This window comes from Hyphomicrobium sp. DY-1, assembly GCF_047497105.1.
Classification (GTDB): Bacteria; Pseudomonadota; Alphaproteobacteria; order Rhizobiales; family Hyphomicrobiaceae; genus Hyphomicrobium_B.
Map to the genome: position 1 here is coordinate 3,937,496 of NZ_CP134870.1, position 19,320 is coordinate 3,956,815.

The 19,320-nt window shown below is 57.2% G+C and carries 18 protein-coding genes; 17 read left to right on the forward strand and 1 reads right to left on the reverse strand.

The genetic code is table 11. The annotated features are described in order from the left end of the window. Positions 1–41: 41 nt before the first annotated feature. On the reverse strand, positions 42–212 hold the full coding sequence (locus tag RLW41_RS19235; protein ID WP_414462517.1) for a hypothetical protein: 171 nt from the start codon (positions 210–212) through the stop codon (positions 42–44). A gap of 86 nt (positions 213–298) precedes the next feature. On the opposite strand from RLW41_RS19235, the gene RLW41_RS19240 reads away from it, so the two are divergent. From RLW41_RS19240 to RLW41_RS19320, 17 genes are all read left to right on the forward strand, one after another. After that, a complete protein-coding gene (locus RLW41_RS19240) occupies positions 299–736 on the forward strand; it encodes a hypothetical protein (protein WP_414462518.1) in 438 nt (145 codons plus the stop codon). An 852-nt stretch (positions 737–1,588) separates the two neighbouring features. Beyond that, complete coding sequence (ccoN, locus tag RLW41_RS19245; protein WP_414464613.1) at positions 1,589–3,211, forward strand: cytochrome-c oxidase, cbb3-type subunit I; 1,623 nt, start codon at positions 1,589–1,591, stop codon at positions 3,209–3,211. A 12-nt stretch (positions 3,212–3,223) separates the two neighbouring features. Continuing rightward, on the forward strand, positions 3,224–3,958 hold the full coding sequence (gene ccoO / locus RLW41_RS19250) for a cytochrome-c oxidase, cbb3-type subunit II (RefSeq protein WP_414462519.1): 735 nt from the start codon (positions 3,224–3,226) through the stop codon (positions 3,956–3,958). Positions 3,959–3,962: 4 nt separating this feature from the next. Continuing rightward, positions 3,963–4,130, forward strand: coding sequence for a cbb3-type cytochrome c oxidase subunit 3 (locus tag RLW41_RS19255; protein WP_414462520.1), 168 nt, complete (start codon positions 3,963–3,965; stop codon positions 4,128–4,130). 6 nt (positions 4,131–4,136) lie between these two features. Beyond that, positions 4,137–5,075: a cytochrome-c oxidase, cbb3-type subunit III gene (ccoP, locus tag RLW41_RS19260; RefSeq protein WP_414462521.1), complete on the forward strand. Its 939-nt coding sequence runs from the start codon at positions 4,137–4,139 to the stop codon at positions 5,073–5,075. Then, the gene (ccoG, locus tag RLW41_RS19265) at positions 5,072–6,559 is read left to right on the forward strand and encodes a cytochrome c oxidase accessory protein CcoG (RefSeq protein ID WP_414462522.1); all 1,488 of its coding nucleotides are present in this window, start codon (positions 5,072–5,074) and stop codon (positions 6,557–6,559) included. Before ccoP ends, ccoG begins: the two co-directional genes overlap by 4 nt. Before the next feature lie 11 nt (positions 6,560–6,570). Continuing rightward, a complete protein-coding gene (locus RLW41_RS19270) occupies positions 6,571–7,074 on the forward strand; it encodes a FixH family protein (protein ID WP_414462523.1) in 504 nt (167 codons plus the stop codon). Next, complete coding sequence (locus tag RLW41_RS19275) at positions 7,059–9,293, forward strand: heavy metal translocating P-type ATPase (protein ID WP_414462524.1); 2,235 nt, start codon at positions 7,059–7,061, stop codon at positions 9,291–9,293. Before RLW41_RS19270 ends, RLW41_RS19275 begins: the two co-directional genes overlap by 16 nt. Continuing rightward, positions 9,290–9,475, forward strand: a complete 186-nt coding sequence (ccoS, locus tag RLW41_RS19280; RefSeq protein ID WP_414462525.1) for a cbb3-type cytochrome oxidase assembly protein CcoS — start codon at positions 9,290–9,292, stop codon at positions 9,473–9,475. Before RLW41_RS19275 ends, ccoS begins: the two co-directional genes overlap by 4 nt. Then, positions 9,468–10,157, forward strand: coding sequence for a sulfite exporter TauE/SafE family protein (locus RLW41_RS19285; protein WP_414462526.1), 690 nt, complete (start codon positions 9,468–9,470; stop codon positions 10,155–10,157). The genes ccoS and RLW41_RS19285 overlap by 8 nt, the downstream gene beginning before the upstream one ends. 471 nt (positions 10,158–10,628) lie before the next feature. Beyond that, positions 10,629–11,165: a hypothetical protein gene (locus tag RLW41_RS19290; protein WP_414462527.1), complete on the forward strand. Its 537-nt coding sequence runs from the start codon at positions 10,629–10,631 to the stop codon at positions 11,163–11,165. Between the two features lie 61 nt (positions 11,166–11,226). Next, positions 11,227–11,964, forward strand: coding sequence for a molecular chaperone (locus RLW41_RS19295; protein WP_414462528.1), 738 nt, complete (start codon positions 11,227–11,229; stop codon positions 11,962–11,964). 9 nt (positions 11,965–11,973) lie between these two features. Then, on the forward strand, positions 11,974–14,655 hold the full coding sequence (locus RLW41_RS19300) for a fimbrial biogenesis outer membrane usher protein (RefSeq protein WP_414462529.1): 2,682 nt from the start codon (positions 11,974–11,976) through the stop codon (positions 14,653–14,655). Further along, positions 14,652–15,671 (forward strand): hypothetical protein, encoded by a 1,020-nt coding sequence (locus RLW41_RS19305; RefSeq protein WP_414462530.1) that lies wholly within the window; start codon positions 14,652–14,654, stop codon positions 15,669–15,671. The genes RLW41_RS19300 and RLW41_RS19305 overlap by 4 nt, the downstream gene beginning before the upstream one ends. A gap of 888 nt (positions 15,672–16,559) precedes the next feature. After that, positions 16,560–17,003 (forward strand): SET domain-containing protein, encoded by a 444-nt coding sequence (locus RLW41_RS19310; protein WP_414462531.1) that lies wholly within the window; start codon positions 16,560–16,562, stop codon positions 17,001–17,003. A 411-nt stretch (positions 17,004–17,414) separates the two neighbouring features. After that, a complete protein-coding gene (locus RLW41_RS19315) occupies positions 17,415–18,026 on the forward strand; it encodes a TetR/AcrR family transcriptional regulator (RefSeq protein WP_409563138.1) in 612 nt (203 codons plus the stop codon). A 75-nt stretch (positions 18,027–18,101) separates the two neighbouring features. Beyond that, entirely contained in the window at positions 18,102–19,313 is a 1,212-nt protein-coding gene (locus RLW41_RS19320; RefSeq protein ID WP_414464614.1) for a patatin-like phospholipase family protein, read from the forward strand. The last annotated feature ends 7 nt before the right edge of the window (positions 19,314–19,320 follow it).

A 19,320-nucleotide genomic window follows, 5' to 3' on the forward strand; every position in this document is an offset into this window, starting at 1 on the left:
ACATAATTCCCTCTACGCCGAGGTAGCGGCGCCCCTCACACTCAGCCGAGCAGATTGTGATGAGTGCTTCCGTTCAGTTCGTCACTCAGGATATGCAGCGACGACTGGTGATCGCTTGAGTGGTCGCTGGACGTTTGATCGCTTGACGGCAGGTGACCGATGCCGAGCGCACTGGTGATGATGCTTGTGATGCTGCCCGTGTCCGAAGACATCACATGGCTCTCGGCGGAAGCGACATCTTGGACGGAAATATTATATTGCGAATAGGTGTTCGGGGCGTCGACCAGCGTGTGGTCGGTTGTTGCGGTCGAAAAATTCAGCGAACCTGGTGCGGCGATTCCCAAGTCAGTCGCTGCAGCATGAAGAATGTTCTGGTATCGCTTCCCACGACTATGCTTGGCTCGGCAAATTTAATCAGATCTACGCCCACTGCGCGGCTGCAATCCTTGCGATCAGTGCGATCGAACTTTGCCCGCAAGTCAATAGCTACTTCTCAACGCGTTTTGCCCGGCTGTTGGGGGAGATGTCGTTTCCGCTTTATCTGGCACACATCCCGGTGCTCTGCTCGGTGGGATGCGGATTGCTTATCGAGAGCGGATCTCGCGCCCTCGCCATCATCGGCGTGATCATCACGTCGTTTGTTCTAGCGGCAGTGCTCGCCATCGCGAATGCCCGATGGCTTCGCCTCCTCAACGCGGCCGCCTCCAATGCTGGCTCCGGGGCAGGGACTCAATAAGGCACGAAACGACGCCGCTGAACAAATCACGGGCCTCGCTTCTGGGTCGCGATGATCTGTTCTGACGAAGCTGTGCGAGCCAAACAACTCTCAAATCGCCGGTGTGTACATTTTGCGCAGAAACCGGACGTAGCCGCCAGCCAACTCCTGCCATCGAGTACCGAACCACAGAGTCTGCTTATGGGATAAAGCAGCCTCCCGCGTTCAAGTTTTCTTTGCCGGGAAAGCGGACGGAAGCGCTCCAAGTGCATACTGCACCGCACTTGAGTAAAACATCCCATTAGCCGACATCGACTTGATGCTCGACCAAGCGGGCATTCACACGAACACGGATCTCCGCTTTCGGGGGCAAAGCGGAAGCCTTTCCGGCGCGCCGACAATCGATTTTTTGCTTCACTGCGGACATCGAGTGTTTTCGAGGTCGTGAGTGGTGCGACGCTGGTTCGCAACGGTTCCAAGCATTGGAGCATACCGTGCTTGCGCTATGGAAGTCACGATCTGACATGTCCGACTAGGGCTCACCAGCAGACACTTACCTTCGTCAGCGTGGCAAGCGCAGAGGTTCACAGGATAAGCATCTCTAGTGATGCAAAGCATAGGCCCGCGTTTTGTCGATGACCGAGCCGCCAGTGCCGCCCGGCAAGGATCGACTCTTGATGCTGCGCTGAGCGAAGTTTTTAGACGCAGCTTGCCAGCGGGCTCCGCCCCCTTTGACGCAAGTCAAAGCTCAATCCCGCAGGAATGATCAAGCAAATGGGCTAGTCAAAAATAACGTCCGCGTCCAATGGACCGGAAGCGGGGAGGATAACCGTGGAGAACACGGCGGGCGGAGGAAGATCCAGCGTCAACGACATGCCGGCTCTTGGAGCGGCTCTGCTCTTTGCGATTGTTGGATTGATTTTGGCCATTGCCGGTGTCGATGGCGGTATGCGTCTGCATGGGCTTTTTCTCCTAGGTGCGAGCGCAGCAGCAGCCCTTTACATCCTTTCTTACCCGACCACTCGACAAGAAAAAGTTTCGGGCTACTTCGACGGACCCATTCGTGTCGCGACGATTGCTTGCGTGTTCTGGGGAGTCATAGGCTTTCTCGTTGGCGATATCCTTGCATGGCAGCTGGCTTTTCCATCGTTCAATCTCGATCTGCCTTGGACGAATTTCGGTCGGCTGAGACCTGTGCACACGTCCGCCGTCATCTTCGCATTCGGCGGCAACGCGCTGATCGCAACATCGCTTTATGTCGTACAGAGAACGTGCCGCGCGCGGCTTCCCGGCAGATGGGCGCCCTGGTTCGTCGTTTGGGGATATCAGCTCTTCATCGTGATAGCCGCCTCGGGCTATGTGCTCGGCATCACGCAGGGAAAGGAATACGCGGAACCCGAATGGTATGCCGATATCTGGCTGACGATCGTATGGGTCACGTACTTGCTCGTGTTTCTCGGCACACTCAGAAAGCGCCAAGAACCTCACATCTACGTCGCCAATTGGTTCTATCTCGCCTTCATCGTGACGATCGCGATGCTGCATATCGTCAACAATCTGTCGCTGCCGGTTTCGCTGTTGGGCTCGGAAAGCTATCCGCTGTTCCCCGGCGTTCAAGGCGCAATGACACAGTGGTGGTACGGGCATAACGCGGTCGGCTTCCTGCTGACGGCGGGCTTCCTCGGCATCATGTATTATTTTATTCCGAAGCGCGCCGAGCGGCCTGTCTATTCCTATCGGCTATCGATCGTACACTTCTGGTCGCTGATCTTTCTCTATATCTGGGCCGGTCCGCATCATCTTCACTATACGGCGCTGCCCGAGTGGGCGCAGACGCTGGGCATGACGTTCTCGATCATGCTGTGGATGCCGTCATGGGGCGGCATGATCAACGGCCTGATGACGCTTTCAGGCGCTTGGGATCGTCTTAGGACCGACGCCGTGATCCGGCTGCTCGTCGTCTCCGTCGCGTTCTACGGTATGTCGACATTCGAAGGGCCGCTGATGTCGATCAAGGCCGTGAACTCGCTTTCTCATTACACGGATTGGACCATCGGACACGTGCATTCAGGCGCGCTCGGATGGGTCGGCATGATCTCATTCGGTGCTGTCTATTGCATGGTTCCCTGGCTATGGAAGCGCGAGGGTCTTTATTCGATGCGTTTGGTCGAATGGCACTTCTGGCTCGCGATGATCGGCATCGTTCTCTACATCTCGTCGATGTGGGTTGCCGGCATCACGCAGGGATTGATGTGGCGCGCCTACGATCACCTCGGCTTCCTCAAATATTCGTTCATCGAAACGGTCGAGGCCCTTCATTGGCCTTACGTGATCCGTGCAACGGGGGGAATGCTCTTCCTGCTCGGGGGCCTGATCATGGCTTACAATATGTGGCGCACGATCAGAGGCGACAAACCCGTCGATATCAAGGATCAGCCTGGCGTGGCGGCCGCTCCCGAACTTCGTCCCGGCGTCGTCGCCGTGCCGGCTGAGTGACGGGAGCAAACGATGAACCACGCTATTTTCGAGAAGAACTCCCTCATACTTTTGATTGGTGCGCTGGTCGTTGTCTCTATCGGAGGCATCGTCGAAATCGCACCGCTCTTCATGTTGCGGTCGACCATCGAAAAGGTTGAAGGCATGCGCCCGTATTCGCCGTTGGAACTCGCTGGCCGCGATATCTACGTGCGCGAAGGCTGCTATAACTGCCACAGCCAGATGATCCGCTCCTTGCGCGACGAGATGGAGCGTTACGGCCATTACTCGCTCGCCGCCGAAAGCATGTACGATCACCCGTTCCAATGGGGATCGAAGCGTAACGGTCCGGACCTCGCCCGCGTTGGCGGGAAGTATTCCGACGCTTGGCACGTCGAGCACATGCGAGATCCGCGCTCGGTTGTTCCCGTTTCCATTATGCCGGGCTATCCGTTCCTGGAAAAAACGCCCCTCAACTATGACAACATCGCCGCTCGCATGAAGACGTTGCAAGAGGTCGGGGTGCCTTACAGCGACGACATGATCGCCAATGCAAGAGCCGACGTCCTTGCTCAGATCGCTCCCGATACAAGCGGAGCGAAGATGCTGGTTCAACGCTATCCGAAGGCGCAGGTCAGAAGGTTCGACGGTCAGCCCGGCGATGACGTTCCGCCGAGTGAGCTCGATGCCGTCGTCGCCTATCTGCAGATGCTCGGCACGCTTGTCGATTTCACGAAATTCGACGCCAGCGGGCCCAACTTGCGGTGAGACCATGACTTACGATGAAGCACAGGTCGTCTCGCAACTCGTGTCGATGGCGATTTTCATGGCTCTTCTCGTCGCGGCCTTCGTCTACGCGTTTCGCTCGTCCAACAAAGCAAAGTTTGAGCGCGTGGCGAAAGCAGCAATCGATCAGGACGACAAGCTAGAGAAGCAGTGACAGCCCATGGCGAGCGAGAAGCGCATCGACGAAGTAACCGGCGCCGAAACCACGGGACACGTGTGGGACGGCGACCTGATGGAGCTCAACAAGCCGCTACCCCGGTGGTGGCTCTACACGTTCTACGCGTGTATCGTCTGGGCGTTCGGTTATTGGCTCGTCTATCCGGCTTGGCCGATGCTAAATGGCTATACGGAGGGGTTGTTCGGTTACAGCCAGCGCGGTGAGGTCGCAAAAGACGTCGCGTCAGCAAAGGCAGCGCAAGATAAATATCGCGCCGCGATCGCCGCGATGCCGATTGCCGACATAAAGAAGAATCCCGAGCTATTCGAATTCGCTCGCGATGGCGGCGCCGCGATTTTTGGCGACAACTGCGCCCCATGCCACGGTCGTGGTGCGCAAGGCGCCATTGGGTATCCCAATCTCAACGATGACGATTGGCTGTGGGGCGGCGATCTTGAAAGCATCCAAAAGACGATTACGCACGGCGCAAGGTCCGGCGATCCCGAAACCCACGATACGGCTATGCCACGGTTCGGCCTCGACAAGATCCTCGAGCCAGCTCAGATCAGCGACCTCGCCAATTATGTTCGTTCGCTCTCGCATCTTGATGTCGATGCCGCGGCCGCCTCGCGAGGTGGTGCGCTATTCGCAGACAACTGTGCGGCGTGTCACGGTACCGACAGCAAAGGCAACACCGACGTCGGTGCGCCGAATCTAACCGATGCTATCTGGCTTTATGGCAGCAGCCAGCAAGCGGTCGTGCGTAGCATCGAGACCGGCCGTGGCGGCATGATGCCGGCGTGGAACGGTCGCGTGGATCCCGTGGATATCAAGATGGTCGCGCTCTACGTCCATTCGCTCGGTGGCGGAAAACCCGAGCCGAAAAAAGACGACGAGGGCGAGGCCGAACATAAGAAAGAGGGCCATGAGGCGCCCAAATGACGATGATGGGTGGGCATAACAAGTCCATAGCTGATACGGACAACGGATCGTCCGGCGCGAAAGCTGCCGCGTCCAAGACAAGCGCTTACGCATCACATCGAAAGATATATCCGAAGGAAGCGCACGGCACATTCCGCGCCATTAAATGGGTCGCCTTAGGGCTCACGCTCGGCGTTTATTACATGTTGCCGTGGTTCAGATGGGATCGTGGACCGGGCCTTCCTAATCAAGCTTTTCTGCTCGACTTTGCCAATCAGCGCCTGCTGTTCGGACCGATCGAGATCTGGGCGCAGGAATTCTATTATGTGACGGGGCTGCTCGTTATCTCGGCCCTCTCGCTTTTTCTTGTAACCGCAATCGCTGGGCGCATGTGGTGCGGATATGCCTGCCCGCAGACAGTCTGGACGGATCTGATGATAGCTGTCGAGCGGTTCTGGCAGGGCGACCGCAATGCGCGCCTGCGTCTCGATCAGAGCGGCTGGTCATTCGAAAAGCTCTGGAAGAAAGCGGCGACGCATCTGACCTGGGGGTTCGTTGCTATCGCAACAGGAGGGGCTTTCGTCTTTTACTTTCGCGACGCGCCGACGCTCGCGGTCGAGCTCGTGCATGGGACTGCTTCGCCAATAGCATATGCTTTTGTCGGCGTGTTCGCCTTCACGACTTATATACTTGGTGGCATTGCGCGGGAGCAGGTCTGTATCTACATGTGCCCGTGGCCACGCATCCAAGGAGCAATGCTAGATCACGATTCCCTCTTCATTTCGTATCGCGAGGTTCGCGGCGAGCCGCGCGGATCACATAAGCGCGATGAAAGCTGGGAAGGGAGGGGCGACTGCGTCGACTGCAAGGCTTGCGTCGCCGTCTGTCCGACGGGCATTGACATCCGCGACGGTGCGCAGCTCGAGTGTATTCAATGCGCGCTATGCATAGATGCATGCGACGAGATCATGGATCGCGTGGGTCGTCCGCGCGGATTGATCGCCTATACGACGGCTGCCAACCTTGCGAACGCTACCAAAGGTCCTCGTGACGGATGGAGGATCGTACGGCCGCGAACGATCCTCTATTCGGTCCTGATTGTTGCAGTCGGAGGCCTGATGGTCTGGTCGCTGCTCAATCGCGCCGATACACAGCTAAGCGTCGCGCCCGATCGCAATCCGCTGTTCGTTACGCTGAGCGACGGCGGTCTGCGCGATGGTTATACGGTGAAGATCACCAACAAGCTCCAAGCGACACGGCATTTCAAAATTTCCGTTTTAGGTCTTGAGAGAGCCCAGCTCCAGTTCGTGGAATTCGACGAACAGGACCCAGTGATCGACGTCAAACCCGCGGAGGTTCGGGCGGTGAAGTTCTTCGTCTTGATCGAGCCATCGGAACGGAGAGAACTCAAAGGAGATTCGACACCCATCACGATTACTGTGACGGACACCGCAACAGGTCACACAACTTCACGTTCAACGACGTTCAGCGGGCCACCGTCATGAAACGAGCTGCCATGAAACAAGCCCTTCCCGTACGAAGTGGGATCAATGGCTGGCACGTGCTTTTCGGCATGATCGCCTTCTTTGTCACCGTCACTGCGGTCGACAGCGTGATGATCTACGATGCCATTTCGACCTTCGGAGGCGACACGCCTGACGCTTACCGGACGGGCCTGCGTTACAACCAGCGCATCGCCGACGAGCGCCGGCAGGATGAGCTCGGTTGGACGGAAGCAACAAAATTCGACAGCGCCACCGGTGTCTTCAGTGTCACGCTGAAAGATCGCGAGGGACGCAGCATCGACGATCTGCAAATCAGCGGAAGCATCGGCCGTCCCGCCACGGACGTCGCGGATCGCAATCTCGTTCTCGCCGCGGCGGGGGAGGGAGGCTACACGGTCACATTGCCGAATTTGGCCGAAGGTAACTGGGACATTTCCCTGTTCGCCAGCCAGGGTGACGCTGCTCATCGTAGCGTCGTTTATCGATCCAAGGTGCGGCTATGGAAGCAGCCCTGATCAATTCACTATCGCCGCAACGACGCGCGCCGGCTGATAACACAACGGCGAACGTCGAGACGATAACGTTGTCTGTCCCGGATATCGTCTGCGGAACATGCATCCACACCGTAGAGACGGCGCTGAGAAGCGTTCGAGGCGTTTCAGCGTCCCGAGCCAACCTCGCTCTGCGCCGCGTCACTGTCACTCTCCGCCGTCAGACGGACGGCTCGAGTCCCGATGTGTCTGATCTCGTCGCGGCGTTAAAGGCCGTAGGCTACACAGCCGCGGAGCTTGTCGAAGGCGCCGAAACATCCGCATCGCGAGGGCGAACGAGCGAGCTCATTCCCCGTCTCGGCGTTGCAGGCTTCGCGGCGGCCAATATCATGTTGCTGTCGGTATCTGTCTGGTCGGGCGAAGTGTCCGACATGGACAGCTCGGTCCGCGATCTCTTTCATTGGGTATCAGCGCTTATAGCCCTGCCGGCCATCGCTTATGCCGGGCAGCCATTTTTTCGCTCGGCTTTCTCGGCCCTGAGCGCCAGTCGCCTCAACATGGATGTGCCGATCACTCTCGGTATCATCCTCGCGACGGCTATGAGCCTATTTCAGACGATACGCGGCTCCGACCAGGTCTATTTCGATGCCGCGATGACACTCGTCTTCTTCCTTTTAATCGGCCGGGCGCTTGACGAAAGCATGCGCATGCGCGCCAGAGGGGCCGCAGAAAATCTGCTGAGCCTTCGTGCCATGAGCGCGACCGTGGTTTCCGAAGACGGCTCGGTGCGCTTGCTTCCCGCACGCACCCTTTTGCCTGGTATGCGCGTCGCCGTCGCCGCTGGAGAGCGTATCCCTGCCGACGGCATCGTTGCCTCAGGTGTCAGCGAAGTCGACGAGAGTTTGATCACCGGCGAAACCGTACCCAGGAGCGTTACATTGGGCGCTCACGTTCACGCCGGCACCGTCAACGGCGGCGGAACTTTGCACATTCGTGTCAGCGTCACCGATGAGAACACGTTGCTCGCCGAAATCGGCCGCCTGATGCTCTCGGCCGAGCAAAGCCGCGGTCGCTATGTGCGGCTCGCCGACAGGGCGGCTCAGCTCTACGCACCAGCCGTTCACGTTCTCGGGCTATTGACGTTCACGATATGGATGATGCTTGGAAGCGGATGGGAAGTTTCGCTCACTCACGCCATCGCGGTGTTGATCATAACGTGTCCGTGCGCGTTGGCGCTCGCGGTGCCTGCGGTTCAGGTCGCGGCGATCAGCAGGCTCTTCAGTCGCGGCGTCATCGTGAAGGCGGCCGATGGTCTCGAGCGGATGAGCGAAATCGACAGCGTGGTCTTCGACAAGACGGGTACGTTGACACTCGAGCAGATCGCGCTGGCCGACGACCAGAATATCGAGTCTGGCCTTCTGGCTCGCGTTGCTTCACTCGCAGCTGCGAGCCGACATCCCTATGCGCAAGCCATCGTTCGCGCCGCGCGTGACCGCGGGATCGCCATCAACGCGATCGAGGGCGTCCGCGAGGTTCCGGGCTCCGGGCTTTCATATGTCGGGGACGGACACGAAGAGCGGCTCGGCTCGGCGCATTGGGCCGGCGCCGCTATCAATCAGAATGTCGAGGCCTCTCTCTGGTATAGGTCTGCCGATGAAGCGGTGATCGGCTTCCGTTTCATCGATCGCATTCGGCCCGACGCGCGTGAGACGGTCAAAACACTGCGAGATGCCGGCTATGCCGTCGAATTGCTGTCAGGCGACCGGCCGCAAGCCGTCGCGCGTGCCGCGGCTGCGTGCGAAGTAACCGATTGGCAGGGAGCGCTGCGCCCATCCGAGAAGCTTCAGCGCATCGCCGATTTGCGCGCGAATGGTCACAAAACTCTGATGGTTGGTGATGGACTGAACGATGCCCCCGCACTGGCGGCGGGATATGCCTCAATGTCGCCCGCCTCGGCCATGGATATCAGTCAGGCGGCGGCAGATGCCGTATTTCAAGGCGATCGCTTGGGCCCGATTATCGAAACACTGAAGGTTGCGCAGGCGGCACGCCGAATGGCTTTTCAAAATTTTGCGATCGCGATTGGGTACAACGCAGTCTTCGTTCCAATTGCGATGCTCGGACATGTGACGCCCTTGGTCGCTGCGCTCGCTATGTCGACATCGTCGATCGTCGTAACCACAAACGCGCTCCGTCTCAGGACAAAGAAACTTCGTCTGCGGCCAGTCAGGAGGAGCGCATGACATCTCTCGCGTGGCTTATACCGGCAGCATTGACGCTCGGTCTCATGGGACTTGGCGGTTTTTTATGGGCGCTGCGCAACGGCCAGTTCGAAGATCTGGAGGGTGCCGGTTGGCGCGCCCTGGATGATGGAGAGCCTGCGAACACGGCCATGCAGGAAAAACCTACGGACCGCCATGCCTGAGTCGCTGCTCATATCGGGGTTCGCATTCGGGCTTGTGAGCGCTCTTCATTGTGCGGCGATGTGCGGTGGCATAGCGTGCGGCGCGTTGCTGCTGCTCGACGCACCGACACCCAAAGAGCGATATCGGCAATTGGCCATCATGCAGGCTGGCCGCATCACGACGTACGCAACCTTAGGCGCAGTCGGAGGCGCGATCGGCGCCGGACTTGCAGCACGCCGAGGCGGAATAAGCTTCGAGATCATGCAATGGGCCGCCGCCGTCTCTCTAATCTGGATGGGGCTTGTTCTTGCCGGTGCTATGCCACGTCTTTCTTTCCTGGAACGCGGAGTGTCTTACCTCGCCCAAGGGTTTGATACGATCGCTGCGCCACTCAGAACGAGGCGAACGGCCGGACCATACGTGTTAGGCGTCGCGTGGGGGCTCAATGCCTGTCCGATGCTCTACGGGGCGGTATTCTTTTCTTCGCTGACAGGCTCTGCCCTTCACGGATTTCTATTCATGACCGGATTTGGGCTTGGCACATTACCGGCTGTCTTTGCTGCCGCGAGTGGTTTGACCTTCCTGCGCACGATAAACGCCAAATGGCCTGTGCGGTTCGCAGCTGGCATGGCCTTAGCCCTAGCCGGATTTGCGACCATCTATGTGCCCTGGCCAGCTATCAAGGGAATCTGCTTGCATTGAGAACGAAGCAGAAGGCCGGTCTTTAGCCAAAGCAGACATCCGCAAAAACTGCGAAAATACCTGCTGACGCGCTCCGCCGATGAACGCTATCTCGGCAAAGCGGCTCTGGCATACATGTCTCCCCACGGGCCTAAACCGCTTCTAGGAAATTGTACGAATTCCTGAGCGAGAACTTTATGTCTGCTTCTGAAAATTAGCAGAAGTGGCAGTGAGTTCCGGCAACTACCGCTTCTGACCTAAGGCGGTCATATCGATACCGTTGTGATGCCGAGAAAGCGGACATGAAGTGCAGATCGCGTGAGACCGCTCCTGCCCTTGACGACTTGTGATCCCATCAAGACCGCGGTTGATATGAAGGTCGGGCATAGCTTTTCGGGCCGCCTAAAAAAGGCATTAACCCGCCGTTAAGCGTTCAATCGCAACCTCTAATGGTAATCGAATCGCATTTTTATACATTTCAAGGTGACAATTATGCTCACCATCCGATTTTGGGTCTTCGCCGTTGGGGTGATGGCAGCTGTTAGCCCGGCCTTTTCCCAGGCCGCGCAACAGCAAATCCAAATTACGGCGACGGTCAATAAGGCTTGCACCATCAACGGGGCGTCGACCGGCACTCTCGATACAGCCACGATACCGATTGATGCGTCGGGCAATGTCGTGACCGGAGCCATCACTCCGGCTAACGCGCCCTATGCGAATGTAATCTGCAATGCTCCCTCGACGATCCAACTGACGTCTCAAAATGGTGGCGTAAAAAATACTGCGACCCCGCCTTCCGGCTACACCAACATTATCGACTATCAAGCGTCAGCGACCTGGAACAGCGCGACGGCGACCATCGACACAGCTACAATTCCCACGGCAACCGGAACGGAGTCCGGGACGGCACAACCCGTGTCGGCGGGATCCGGCTCCCTCCAAGTCACCATTAATCCAGCAGCCAATTCATCCTCGCTCGTTGGCGGGACATACTCAGACCTTCTGACGGTACTTTTGACACCTCAATAAGCGCATTCCAGTCGCGTCATTTCAGTAAAAAAAATCGAACGACGATGATAGGGCGCACTCAATGCGATTTCCCGGCTGGCGCTTTGCTGCCTATCTTTTCTTTCTATTCTGCGGGATCCCGCCGTCCTTCGCGATGACGGTTACACCGATGCAGATCGAAATGTCGTCGACCGGACGGCTAAGCCGCAGCGTGATCACCGTCGTCAACGACAGCGAAGTTCCGCTTCCCGTCGAGATCGTCGTCAAAAGAGCAAACCTCGATCCACGTGGCGTGCCGCACCTTTCCAACGCGGGTGACGAGTTTCTTGTAATGCCCCCGCAAGCGCTGATCCCTCCCGGCGCCACGCAAAATTTTCGTCTTCAATGGTTAGGAGAGCCACTGCTCGAAAAAAGCGAGAGTTACTTTTTCTACGTCAATCAAATTCCAGTCAAACTCTCGGGGAGCCGTCACGACGTCCAACTGGTTTTCAGCGTTGGAGTCATGGTGAACGTCGCTCCTCCGCGAGGCCAGCCCGCGCTGAATGTCGTCGGCAACAGCATCGTAACCGACAAAGGCGGCCGACGTTATCCCGCCATCACCGTGGAAAACCCGACGAACGTCCATGCGTTATTTCCGAAATCCGTTGTCCAAGTATCGAGTGGGAGTTGGTCTGACACAATATCGAGCGGTGAACTCGCGCAGTTCATAGGTATCGGTTTGGTACAGCCTGGCCATCGGCGACGCTTCGTATTGCCCGTTCCCCTGCCACCAGGCGCGACCTCAGTGCAGTGCAGACTTCAATTCGATCCTCGACGCTAGGCATGCGTCATGTCTGCGGCAGCCCCATTCTCGCGGAGTACCGGCAAGAGACAAAGGATATTTCAGTACGTATCGCTGCTGCCCCTGCAGATTACCCTGGTAGTGATGCTGAGTAGTACGTTCGCCGTGAGTGCCACGACCGCAGGCGCCGTAGAATACGCGAAGCCCATCTCTTCTCTCCTGAACTCGACAGGAAAAGCCATCGATATGGAGGTGCCGCTCACGACCAATGGAAAAGAACTGGGCGACATCGCGATACGAATTAATCCGGATGACACGCTGCTGATCAACCGCTCCGCGATAATGTCGATGCTGGCAACTCTGCTCGACGGGAAATCCCGCGAAGATTTGGCTGCCATTCCATCTAAGGGGTACTTTATCGCGCTGACCGATGTGGAAGCGGCTGGGTTTGACATTCGTTTTGATCGCTCCTTGCAAGAACTGCAGTTCAAACCGCGCGTTGTGCAGTTGGCCACGACCGATATCTCTTTGGGGAAACAGCGTCGCGCGCCATTGAGCTCAACGCTTGCCGAGCCGGCTCGCACGTCGGGCTATGTGAACCTCTATGCGAGCCTCGACCATCAGTGGGAGACGAGCTATCCGGCGCATGAGGGGGGCGATACAAGCGGCAGGCTAGAAATGAACTCTGCCGTACGAATTGGTCAGTTCGTGTTCGAGAATAGCGGCGTGCTGACGGGAACCGTCGATGTCAACGTCTGCCCGACGCAGGCTATCTGCACCTATCAGCATACCCCCGGCTTCAAGCGCCAAATGTCCCGCTTGGTTTATGATATGCCTGCCGAGCGAATTCGCTCCGAGCTTGGCGATGTCGAACCGCTCGGCATCGGGTTTCAGCAGTCTCCCGAGCTTCTTGGCTTCTCGTTTGAGAAATCCAGTCGCAAGCTGACGCCAGGGGATACGTTGGAACCAGCAGGAGGTGGCTCTTTCACAATCAATCAGCCCTCCAAAGTCGAGATAATCGTCAACGGAATCGTTCAACAACAGCTCCGCCTGGACCCAGGAAGATACAATCTCCGCGATCTTCAATTGGCAACGGGTGCGAACAATATCGATGTCGTCATCACCAACGACGCAGGCTTGCAACGAACCGTACGATTTACCGCATTCTTCGACGCCAGCCTGCTGGCTCGCGGAAAAAGCGAATGGGGCCTCACAGGAGGGCTACCATCATACTTGCGCGACGAAAGCCGGGATTACCTTCCAGACCTTTACATGGCGAGTGGCTATTTTCGTTATGGCATCTACGACGGAGTGACTGCTGAGGGCGACATTCAGGCAAACAAATACGTCGCGATGGCTGGAACAGGCGCTTTGGTCGATACCAGCATCGGCCTTGTAAATCTGCGCACCGCGATGTCGGCAGGACAGCCCGGAATAGGCGCAGCATTCGGGTTGGACTGGAGCGTCGTAAACTTTGCGGGCCTACTTGCCGCCAGCGGTGAAAGCTTTCGCTTCTCGAGCGAGTATCGCAGTCCTCATTTTCACTCTCCCGGCGACATCAACACAGCAGACACCGGCATTCTCTTTCCCGAATGGAATTATTGGCTGAACCTCAGCGCGACGTGGTCAGCTCCCGTCAGCAACGAGACGACCATGGCGCTCTCCGCGCGCTACCATTTCGTCAACAACGCAGAATTCGGCCAATCGATCTATGACTGGAACACTGATCGGTATGGCGCCGACGTGACGTTCTCCCGTCCGCTGACCCGATCACTTTCGGGCAGCTTGACCATCGGTGTTTCCAACGAAACCTTCTTGGCTACTCTCGAGCGCGTGCGCGATCCCAGCCCCGAGTTCCGCATCGGCGTCCGTCTATTTGATAGGCCCGACGATTTTACAAGTGTTACTGCCGGCTACGACTCGATTGATACACAGACTGATGTTTCGGCTTATCGCAGCCAGGGCAACGGCCTCGGTCGCTGGGACACGAGCGTCTATGTTCAGCATAGCGACTACAACGCCCAGGCGTCCGTGAGCGCGAGCGCGGGTTATTATGGCAACCGTGGGCAAGTAAGGATCATTCAGAATTCCGGCTTTGAAGGCATCTCGTACTCGAACTTTGACGTTGAGCCGGGACCAGAGAGAACATCTTTACAAGTAGGTACGGCGATTGCTTTTGCAGACGGTAAGATCGCTATCGGAGCTCCTATAACCGGAGACGCGTTCGCGATTGTCTATCCTCATCCGTCAATAGAGAACAATGACATCACCGTCGGCGATAACGACAATATCAAGGCGATCGCGGATCAATGGGGACCGGCCTTGGTAACGTCGCTACCGGCTTATGCGCCTTTCACCATTCCCGTGGACGCGGATAATTTACCGGCTGGATACAGCCTCGGCGCTGCGGCTTTCGATACATTTGCTCCGTTCAAAGCCGGTTACGCCCTCGAAGTTGGCTCGGACTACTCCGTGTCGGCCTATGGAACGCTCGTTTTTGCGAACGGAGAGCCGGTTTCGCTGGTGAGCGGTGTCGCGCGATCGTTCGATCACCCCGAGAAAACCGTAACGATTTTTACGAATGCGGCCGGACGTTTCGGTGCCGACGGTTTAGCGCCTGGAGGCTGGCTTATCGAAATGCAAACCGACGGAACGCCGACAACATTTGTCCTCGACGTTCCGCCGGGAACGAAGGGCCTATTCAAAGCGGGAACGCTCCATCCAAAATGACAATCAAAGCGACATCCCGCTCGGCATTTCTTAGCTTCGCGATAGCGATTGCCTGCGCATGTGGATCGCAACAAGCTCAGGCGGTCTGCGCAATTCTTTCCTCTTCGGTCAGCCCTCTGAGCATCAGCACGGGAACGTATTCCCCGCCGAATGCGCCAAGTCCGCAATCTCTCACGATCACTGTGAGCGGCACATATCTCGCCGCACTGGGAGACCTCGCCGGCGGCTGCGCGATCGCCGTCGCCTTCAACCGCTCTTCTTTGCCCGCATCGATGGCGCTTACGTCAGGCGGCTTAGCCTCGATGCCGTATACGCTGCAGTCGGCGTCCTCCGGAGGCAATAGTCTGCTTTACACCGGCAGTGGACTTCCGGCCCAGTCGAACTCACTGCTTTTAAATTTTCCCGCGTCCACCTTGAGCATCGCCACTTTTTCCGTCTCAGGAACAGTGTGGGCGCTCGCTCAACCGATCGATCCTCAGCAGGCCGGCAGTTACCTCGACAACCTGACAGTTCGCGTTTTCTCCAGCACACTCGCTGGCCTCTTGCAGGGACAGGTTTCGAGCCAAACATTCACCGTCACAGGGCAAGTTGCCAAGTCCTGCACTATCGGCGGCGTGTTTCACCCCGCTGCAGACACCGCCACGATTCCGATAACAGCAGGCGGACAAGTGGTGACAGCCGTGATCAACAAGTCCTACGCCAATGCTGTCTGCAATACACCGTCGTCACTGCAGCTCACCTCACAGAATGGCGGCGTGACGACAGCGAGCACGGCAGCAGGTCTCCAGAATTTCATAAATTACAGTGCGTCGGCGAGCTTCTCGGGCGCCTCTGCCTCGATCGATACTGCAACCAATCCCGCGACTGGCGCGCAAGAATCAGGCAGTCCGGCGTCCACATCCGGGAGCCTTCCGTCAGGAACGCTATCTGTGTCCGTTGTCCCCCAGCTCAACAGCAAAACACTGGTGGCGGGACCCTATGCTGACACGCTGACGATAACGATCACACCTCAGTAGCGTTTGCATGCGTGGAACGGCTGCGCCGATCAGACTGGCAGGAAGCACGGGATTTCGTAGCAGATCCTGCTGAAGTCGACTCCAGCGTTTGTTCCTCCCGCCGCATCAATGTTCGCCGTCTCCTACGAGATCGCCTTTGTTTCGTTCAGGATGGCGAGGAGGCGCCGGCGCTTTCAGCGTCGCTTCGAAGCATATGACGTTTTCCAAAAAAAACTGGCTCTCGAAGCGTGCCTGATACCCTTGTTTTTCGAGCACGCTCCTCAGCTCATCAAACTACACCGAGTCCGCCGCGTAGAACTAAACATGGGCGTGATGAGCACGCAGAATAGTCTCATCGACGCATCTCATAACACCAATAGTGAACCAGGTGAGACCCGTACCCTCATTGCTGTAACCGGTGATGATGACTTGCTTGGAAACCAAAATGACCGCTTTTGGGATAAAGCGGCAATGTCGAGATGCCGGTGCGACAGGCCAACCTTCGATTTGGAGCGATAAGTGCGCATCATGCGCTCGTTTGTGGACTGATTTGTGGACTAATCCGGGGAGCTGGAAAAAAGTAAATAAAATCAATAACTATAGGAGGAATCCCTCTCCACCAACAGACCCGGCACGTGGGTCAAGGCGCGAACCGCCAAACTACTTGGCCTCGCCGCAAATGCCATTACCAAGGCAACCATCCTCGGCGTCCTCGAGGACGGCAGTGGTTTGCAACTCATCATCGTGTGCAAGACATCCCCCAGACGTGTCCTCCGTGGATGGCGCGGCGGAACATGGGTCTTGGCGCCTACGTTGCCATCGAAATCGACGAATCCAGAAATGCCGATTCAGCAAGGGATTGATGCGGCACATCAACTTTCCGCTTGATGCTACTCCCACGCTCGGAATATGGCGCTGCTTGCCAGAAAACAGAGCAGGGCATCCTCCGCCATGACGCGACGCTTCGTGCCTGCACACTTTCGTCTTGCTATCCGCCGGTCGTTCAGCGGCAGAGGTCTTTTCGCTGAGGAACGCATACCTAAAGGATCATGCGTCGTCGAATATCTCGGACGCCCTGCCACAGCCAAACAGATGAAAGAGAATCGCGGAAAATACCTTTTCTGGACGAGCGAGAGGAGCATGATCGACGGGAACATACCGGCGAATACAGCGCGCTTTATCAACCACTCCTGCGCGCCGAATTGTGAGGTCGATATCCACAAGCGTCGCGTATATGTCTTTGCCCTCCGCGACATCGCGCCCGGCGAAGAGCTTTCCTACGATTACGGCGAGGAATATTTCGAGATGCATCTGGCGGAAAGATGTCGCTGCACCAAGTGCTCCCGATTGTGAATTTCCGCAAACCTCGGCATCCGCGAATGGCGAGGGCGCTACTCATTCCGCTATGCGCCGGTCCTTACATAAGGCGCTCCGATCCACCGGTCGTCGAGGTCCCGCCTGCTGTACGCGCGGTACCGCCCTGATGCTATGCAGGACACTTCCCGCGATGTCCAGGACATGTTGAAGCGCTGTGGCTGGAGCTTCTGGACTACGCTAGCGGCTTCACTCCAACGAGGCTCACATTGTCTGGCGGCCGATGGCGGTGCGCTTGAACGTGCCGGCCGTCGGCGCAAAGGGGTTCGCTATTTTGCCACAATTTTGGACTTTACAGTCCAATCTAAAAAATAAGCATGCGTCTGTTTGATGGTTTGATCCGAGATGCGCAGAAAACAAAAAATTCACGCAAGCAAACGCGATGCGATCATGGACGCAGCGGCAGATCTCTTTGTCTCGTATGGGTACGACGGCGCTAGCATGGAGATCATCGCTGAGGCGGCTGATGTCTCGCGCCAGACGATCTACAATCAGTTCGAGAGCAAGGAGGCGCTATTTCGCGCCATCATTGACAATCTCGTAGATGAGTTCTTGGCGCCCTTGGCAAAGTCGAGCCGACGCACGAGTGTTCGCGAGACACTAATTGCGTTTGCCGAGCACACTCTTGATCTCTTGGTCCGCCCCAAATTCGTTGGCCTCTATCGCTTGACGCTCACCGAGACCACGCGGTTTCCGGACTTCGGTCCTTCCGTTTACGAGGCTGGTGCGCTCCGAGCGCAGGAGACGGTGGCGCTATACCTTCGCGAGCAGGCGCAAAGCGGCAATCTTGAATTGGCCGATCCCTTCCTCGCAGCTGGTCAGTTTATGGCACTGGTAGGTCGGGATACGGAACTCAAAGCTCTTTTCGGGGTCGAATCTCACCTCTCTTCCCAAGAGATCCGGCGGCGGGCCAAGGCCGGTGTCGATGTGTTCTTGAAGGCGTATGGGACAAGGGACGTGGTCCTGCCATCCAGAGTTCGAAGACCATTGCGATTGAGGTAGGCGATGTTTTCGAGGGGGGAGAGCAAAGGTGACCGGAGCAGGTTCGTAGTGCACGCTACGTTGCTTTTGGCCGCGATGCTTCTTGCTTTTCTCAATGCTGGTTGCGCAGCGACGCTTCCTCGCATCACCGTTCCAGAGACGCTAGTCGACGAAGCTCATCTAAGTGGAATGGAAGGTGTTCGCATTTGGGGAGATGCGTCTGAGGAATCTCTGCGGCAGCTGGTGCGGGCGGAGGCTCCCAAAATGCAAGCCCTCATGCAATCGCGCACGCGTCAGGGCGAACGTCCTGTCATCAATATCGCTGCTATATCGGGCGGTGCCGACGATGGTGCATTCGGAGCAGGACTTTTGGTTGGCTGGAGTGATGCTGGCACGAGGCCCGATTTCGATCTCGTCACAGGTGTGAGCGCAGGGGCGCTGATCGCTCCGTTCGTATTTCTTGGACGGCGGAAGGATGCTGAGCTCCAAGATATTTTCACCAAGTATACGCAACAGGACATCTTCACGAAAAACGTCATATCCGGGTTGGTTGGGGGCCCGGCTTTAGCTGACAGTTCTCCTCTTGCGCGTCTTATCGCCAGATATGTCGACAAGAAGTTCCTGCGTGAAGTTGCCCGTGAGCGGGCTAAGGGGCGCATCCTCTTGGTCGGAACAACGAACCTCGATGCGCAGCGTCCAGTGCTTTGGGACATGGGACGCATTGCGATGAGTGATAATCCTGAAGCTCTTGGTTTGTTTCGGAATGTCTTATTGGCCTCCGCCTCTATTCCCGGCGTCTTTCCCCCTGTGCACATTCAAGTCCGTGCGGACGGCAGGACGTATGACGAGATGCATGTCGATGGTGGCGTGACCCAGCAGGTGTTTGTGGCACCGCCTTCTTTGTCGCTCAAAAGTGCCGGACTAGGATCAAAGCCATTGGCCAGACGGGTTTTCATCATCCGAAATGGCAAGATAAGTCCCGAGTGGCAACCCGTGGAGGCGAACACGCTATCCATTACGGGGCGCTCGATCTCAACGCTCATCAAGAACGAAGGCCTCGGCGATCTCTACCGCATCTATGCGACCGCCAAGCGCGATCACATGGACTTCAATCTCGCAGCTATCCCCGCAAACTTCGAAATGAAAAGTCCGGCGCCGTTCGATCAAAAATACATGCGAGCACTCTATGATGTCGGTTATCGCTCGGGACGCCTCGGTTTTAAATGGATGAAGGCGCCGCCGGGTCTTGAAGAACAACCCATCTCCCAGACAAAAGCTCGAGATTTAGCTGTGTCTACGAACAATTGAGGACCAC

Bases quoted from the DNA above. Each gene is read 5' to 3' on its own strand.
- RLW41_RS19235 (WP_414462517.1), bottom strand. From the start codon at position 212: ATGTCTTCGGACACGGGCAGCATCACAAGCATCATCACCAGTGCGCTC.
- ccoN (WP_414464613.1), top strand. From the start codon at position 1,589: ATGCCGGCTCTTGGAGCGGCTCTGCTCTTTGCGATTGTTGGATTGATT.
- ccoO (WP_414462519.1), top strand. From the start codon at position 3,224: ATGAACCACGCTATTTTCGAGAAGAACTCCCTCATACTTTTGATTGGT.
- RLW41_RS19255 (WP_414462520.1), top strand. From the start codon at position 3,963: ATGACTTACGATGAAGCACAGGTCGTCTCGCAACTCGTGTCGATGGCG.
- ccoP (WP_414462521.1), top strand. From the start codon at position 4,137: ATGGCGAGCGAGAAGCGCATCGACGAAGTAACCGGCGCCGAAACCACG.
- ccoG (WP_414462522.1), top strand. From the start codon at position 5,072: ATGACGATGATGGGTGGGCATAACAAGTCCATAGCTGATACGGACAAC.
- RLW41_RS19270 (WP_414462523.1), top strand. From the start codon at position 6,571: ATGAAACAAGCCCTTCCCGTACGAAGTGGGATCAATGGCTGGCACGTG.
- RLW41_RS19275 (WP_414462524.1), top strand. From the start codon at position 7,059: ATGGAAGCAGCCCTGATCAATTCACTATCGCCGCAACGACGCGCGCCG.
- ccoS (WP_414462525.1), top strand. From the start codon at position 9,290: ATGACATCTCTCGCGTGGCTTATACCGGCAGCATTGACGCTCGGTCTC.
- RLW41_RS19285 (WP_414462526.1), top strand. From the start codon at position 9,468: ATGCCTGAGTCGCTGCTCATATCGGGGTTCGCATTCGGGCTTGTGAGC.
- RLW41_RS19290 (WP_414462527.1), top strand. From the start codon at position 10,629: ATGCTCACCATCCGATTTTGGGTCTTCGCCGTTGGGGTGATGGCAGCT.
- RLW41_RS19295 (WP_414462528.1), top strand. From the start codon at position 11,227: ATGCGATTTCCCGGCTGGCGCTTTGCTGCCTATCTTTTCTTTCTATTC.
- RLW41_RS19300 (WP_414462529.1), top strand. From the start codon at position 11,974: ATGTCTGCGGCAGCCCCATTCTCGCGGAGTACCGGCAAGAGACAAAGG.
- RLW41_RS19305 (WP_414462530.1), top strand. From the start codon at position 14,652: ATGACAATCAAAGCGACATCCCGCTCGGCATTTCTTAGCTTCGCGATA.
- RLW41_RS19310 (WP_414462531.1), top strand. From the start codon at position 16,560: ATGGCGCTGCTTGCCAGAAAACAGAGCAGGGCATCCTCCGCCATGACG.
- RLW41_RS19315 (WP_409563138.1), top strand. From the start codon at position 17,415: ATGGACGCAGCGGCAGATCTCTTTGTCTCGTATGGGTACGACGGCGCT.
- RLW41_RS19320 (WP_414464614.1), top strand. From the start codon at position 18,102: ATGCTTCTTGCTTTTCTCAATGCTGGTTGCGCAGCGACGCTTCCTCGC.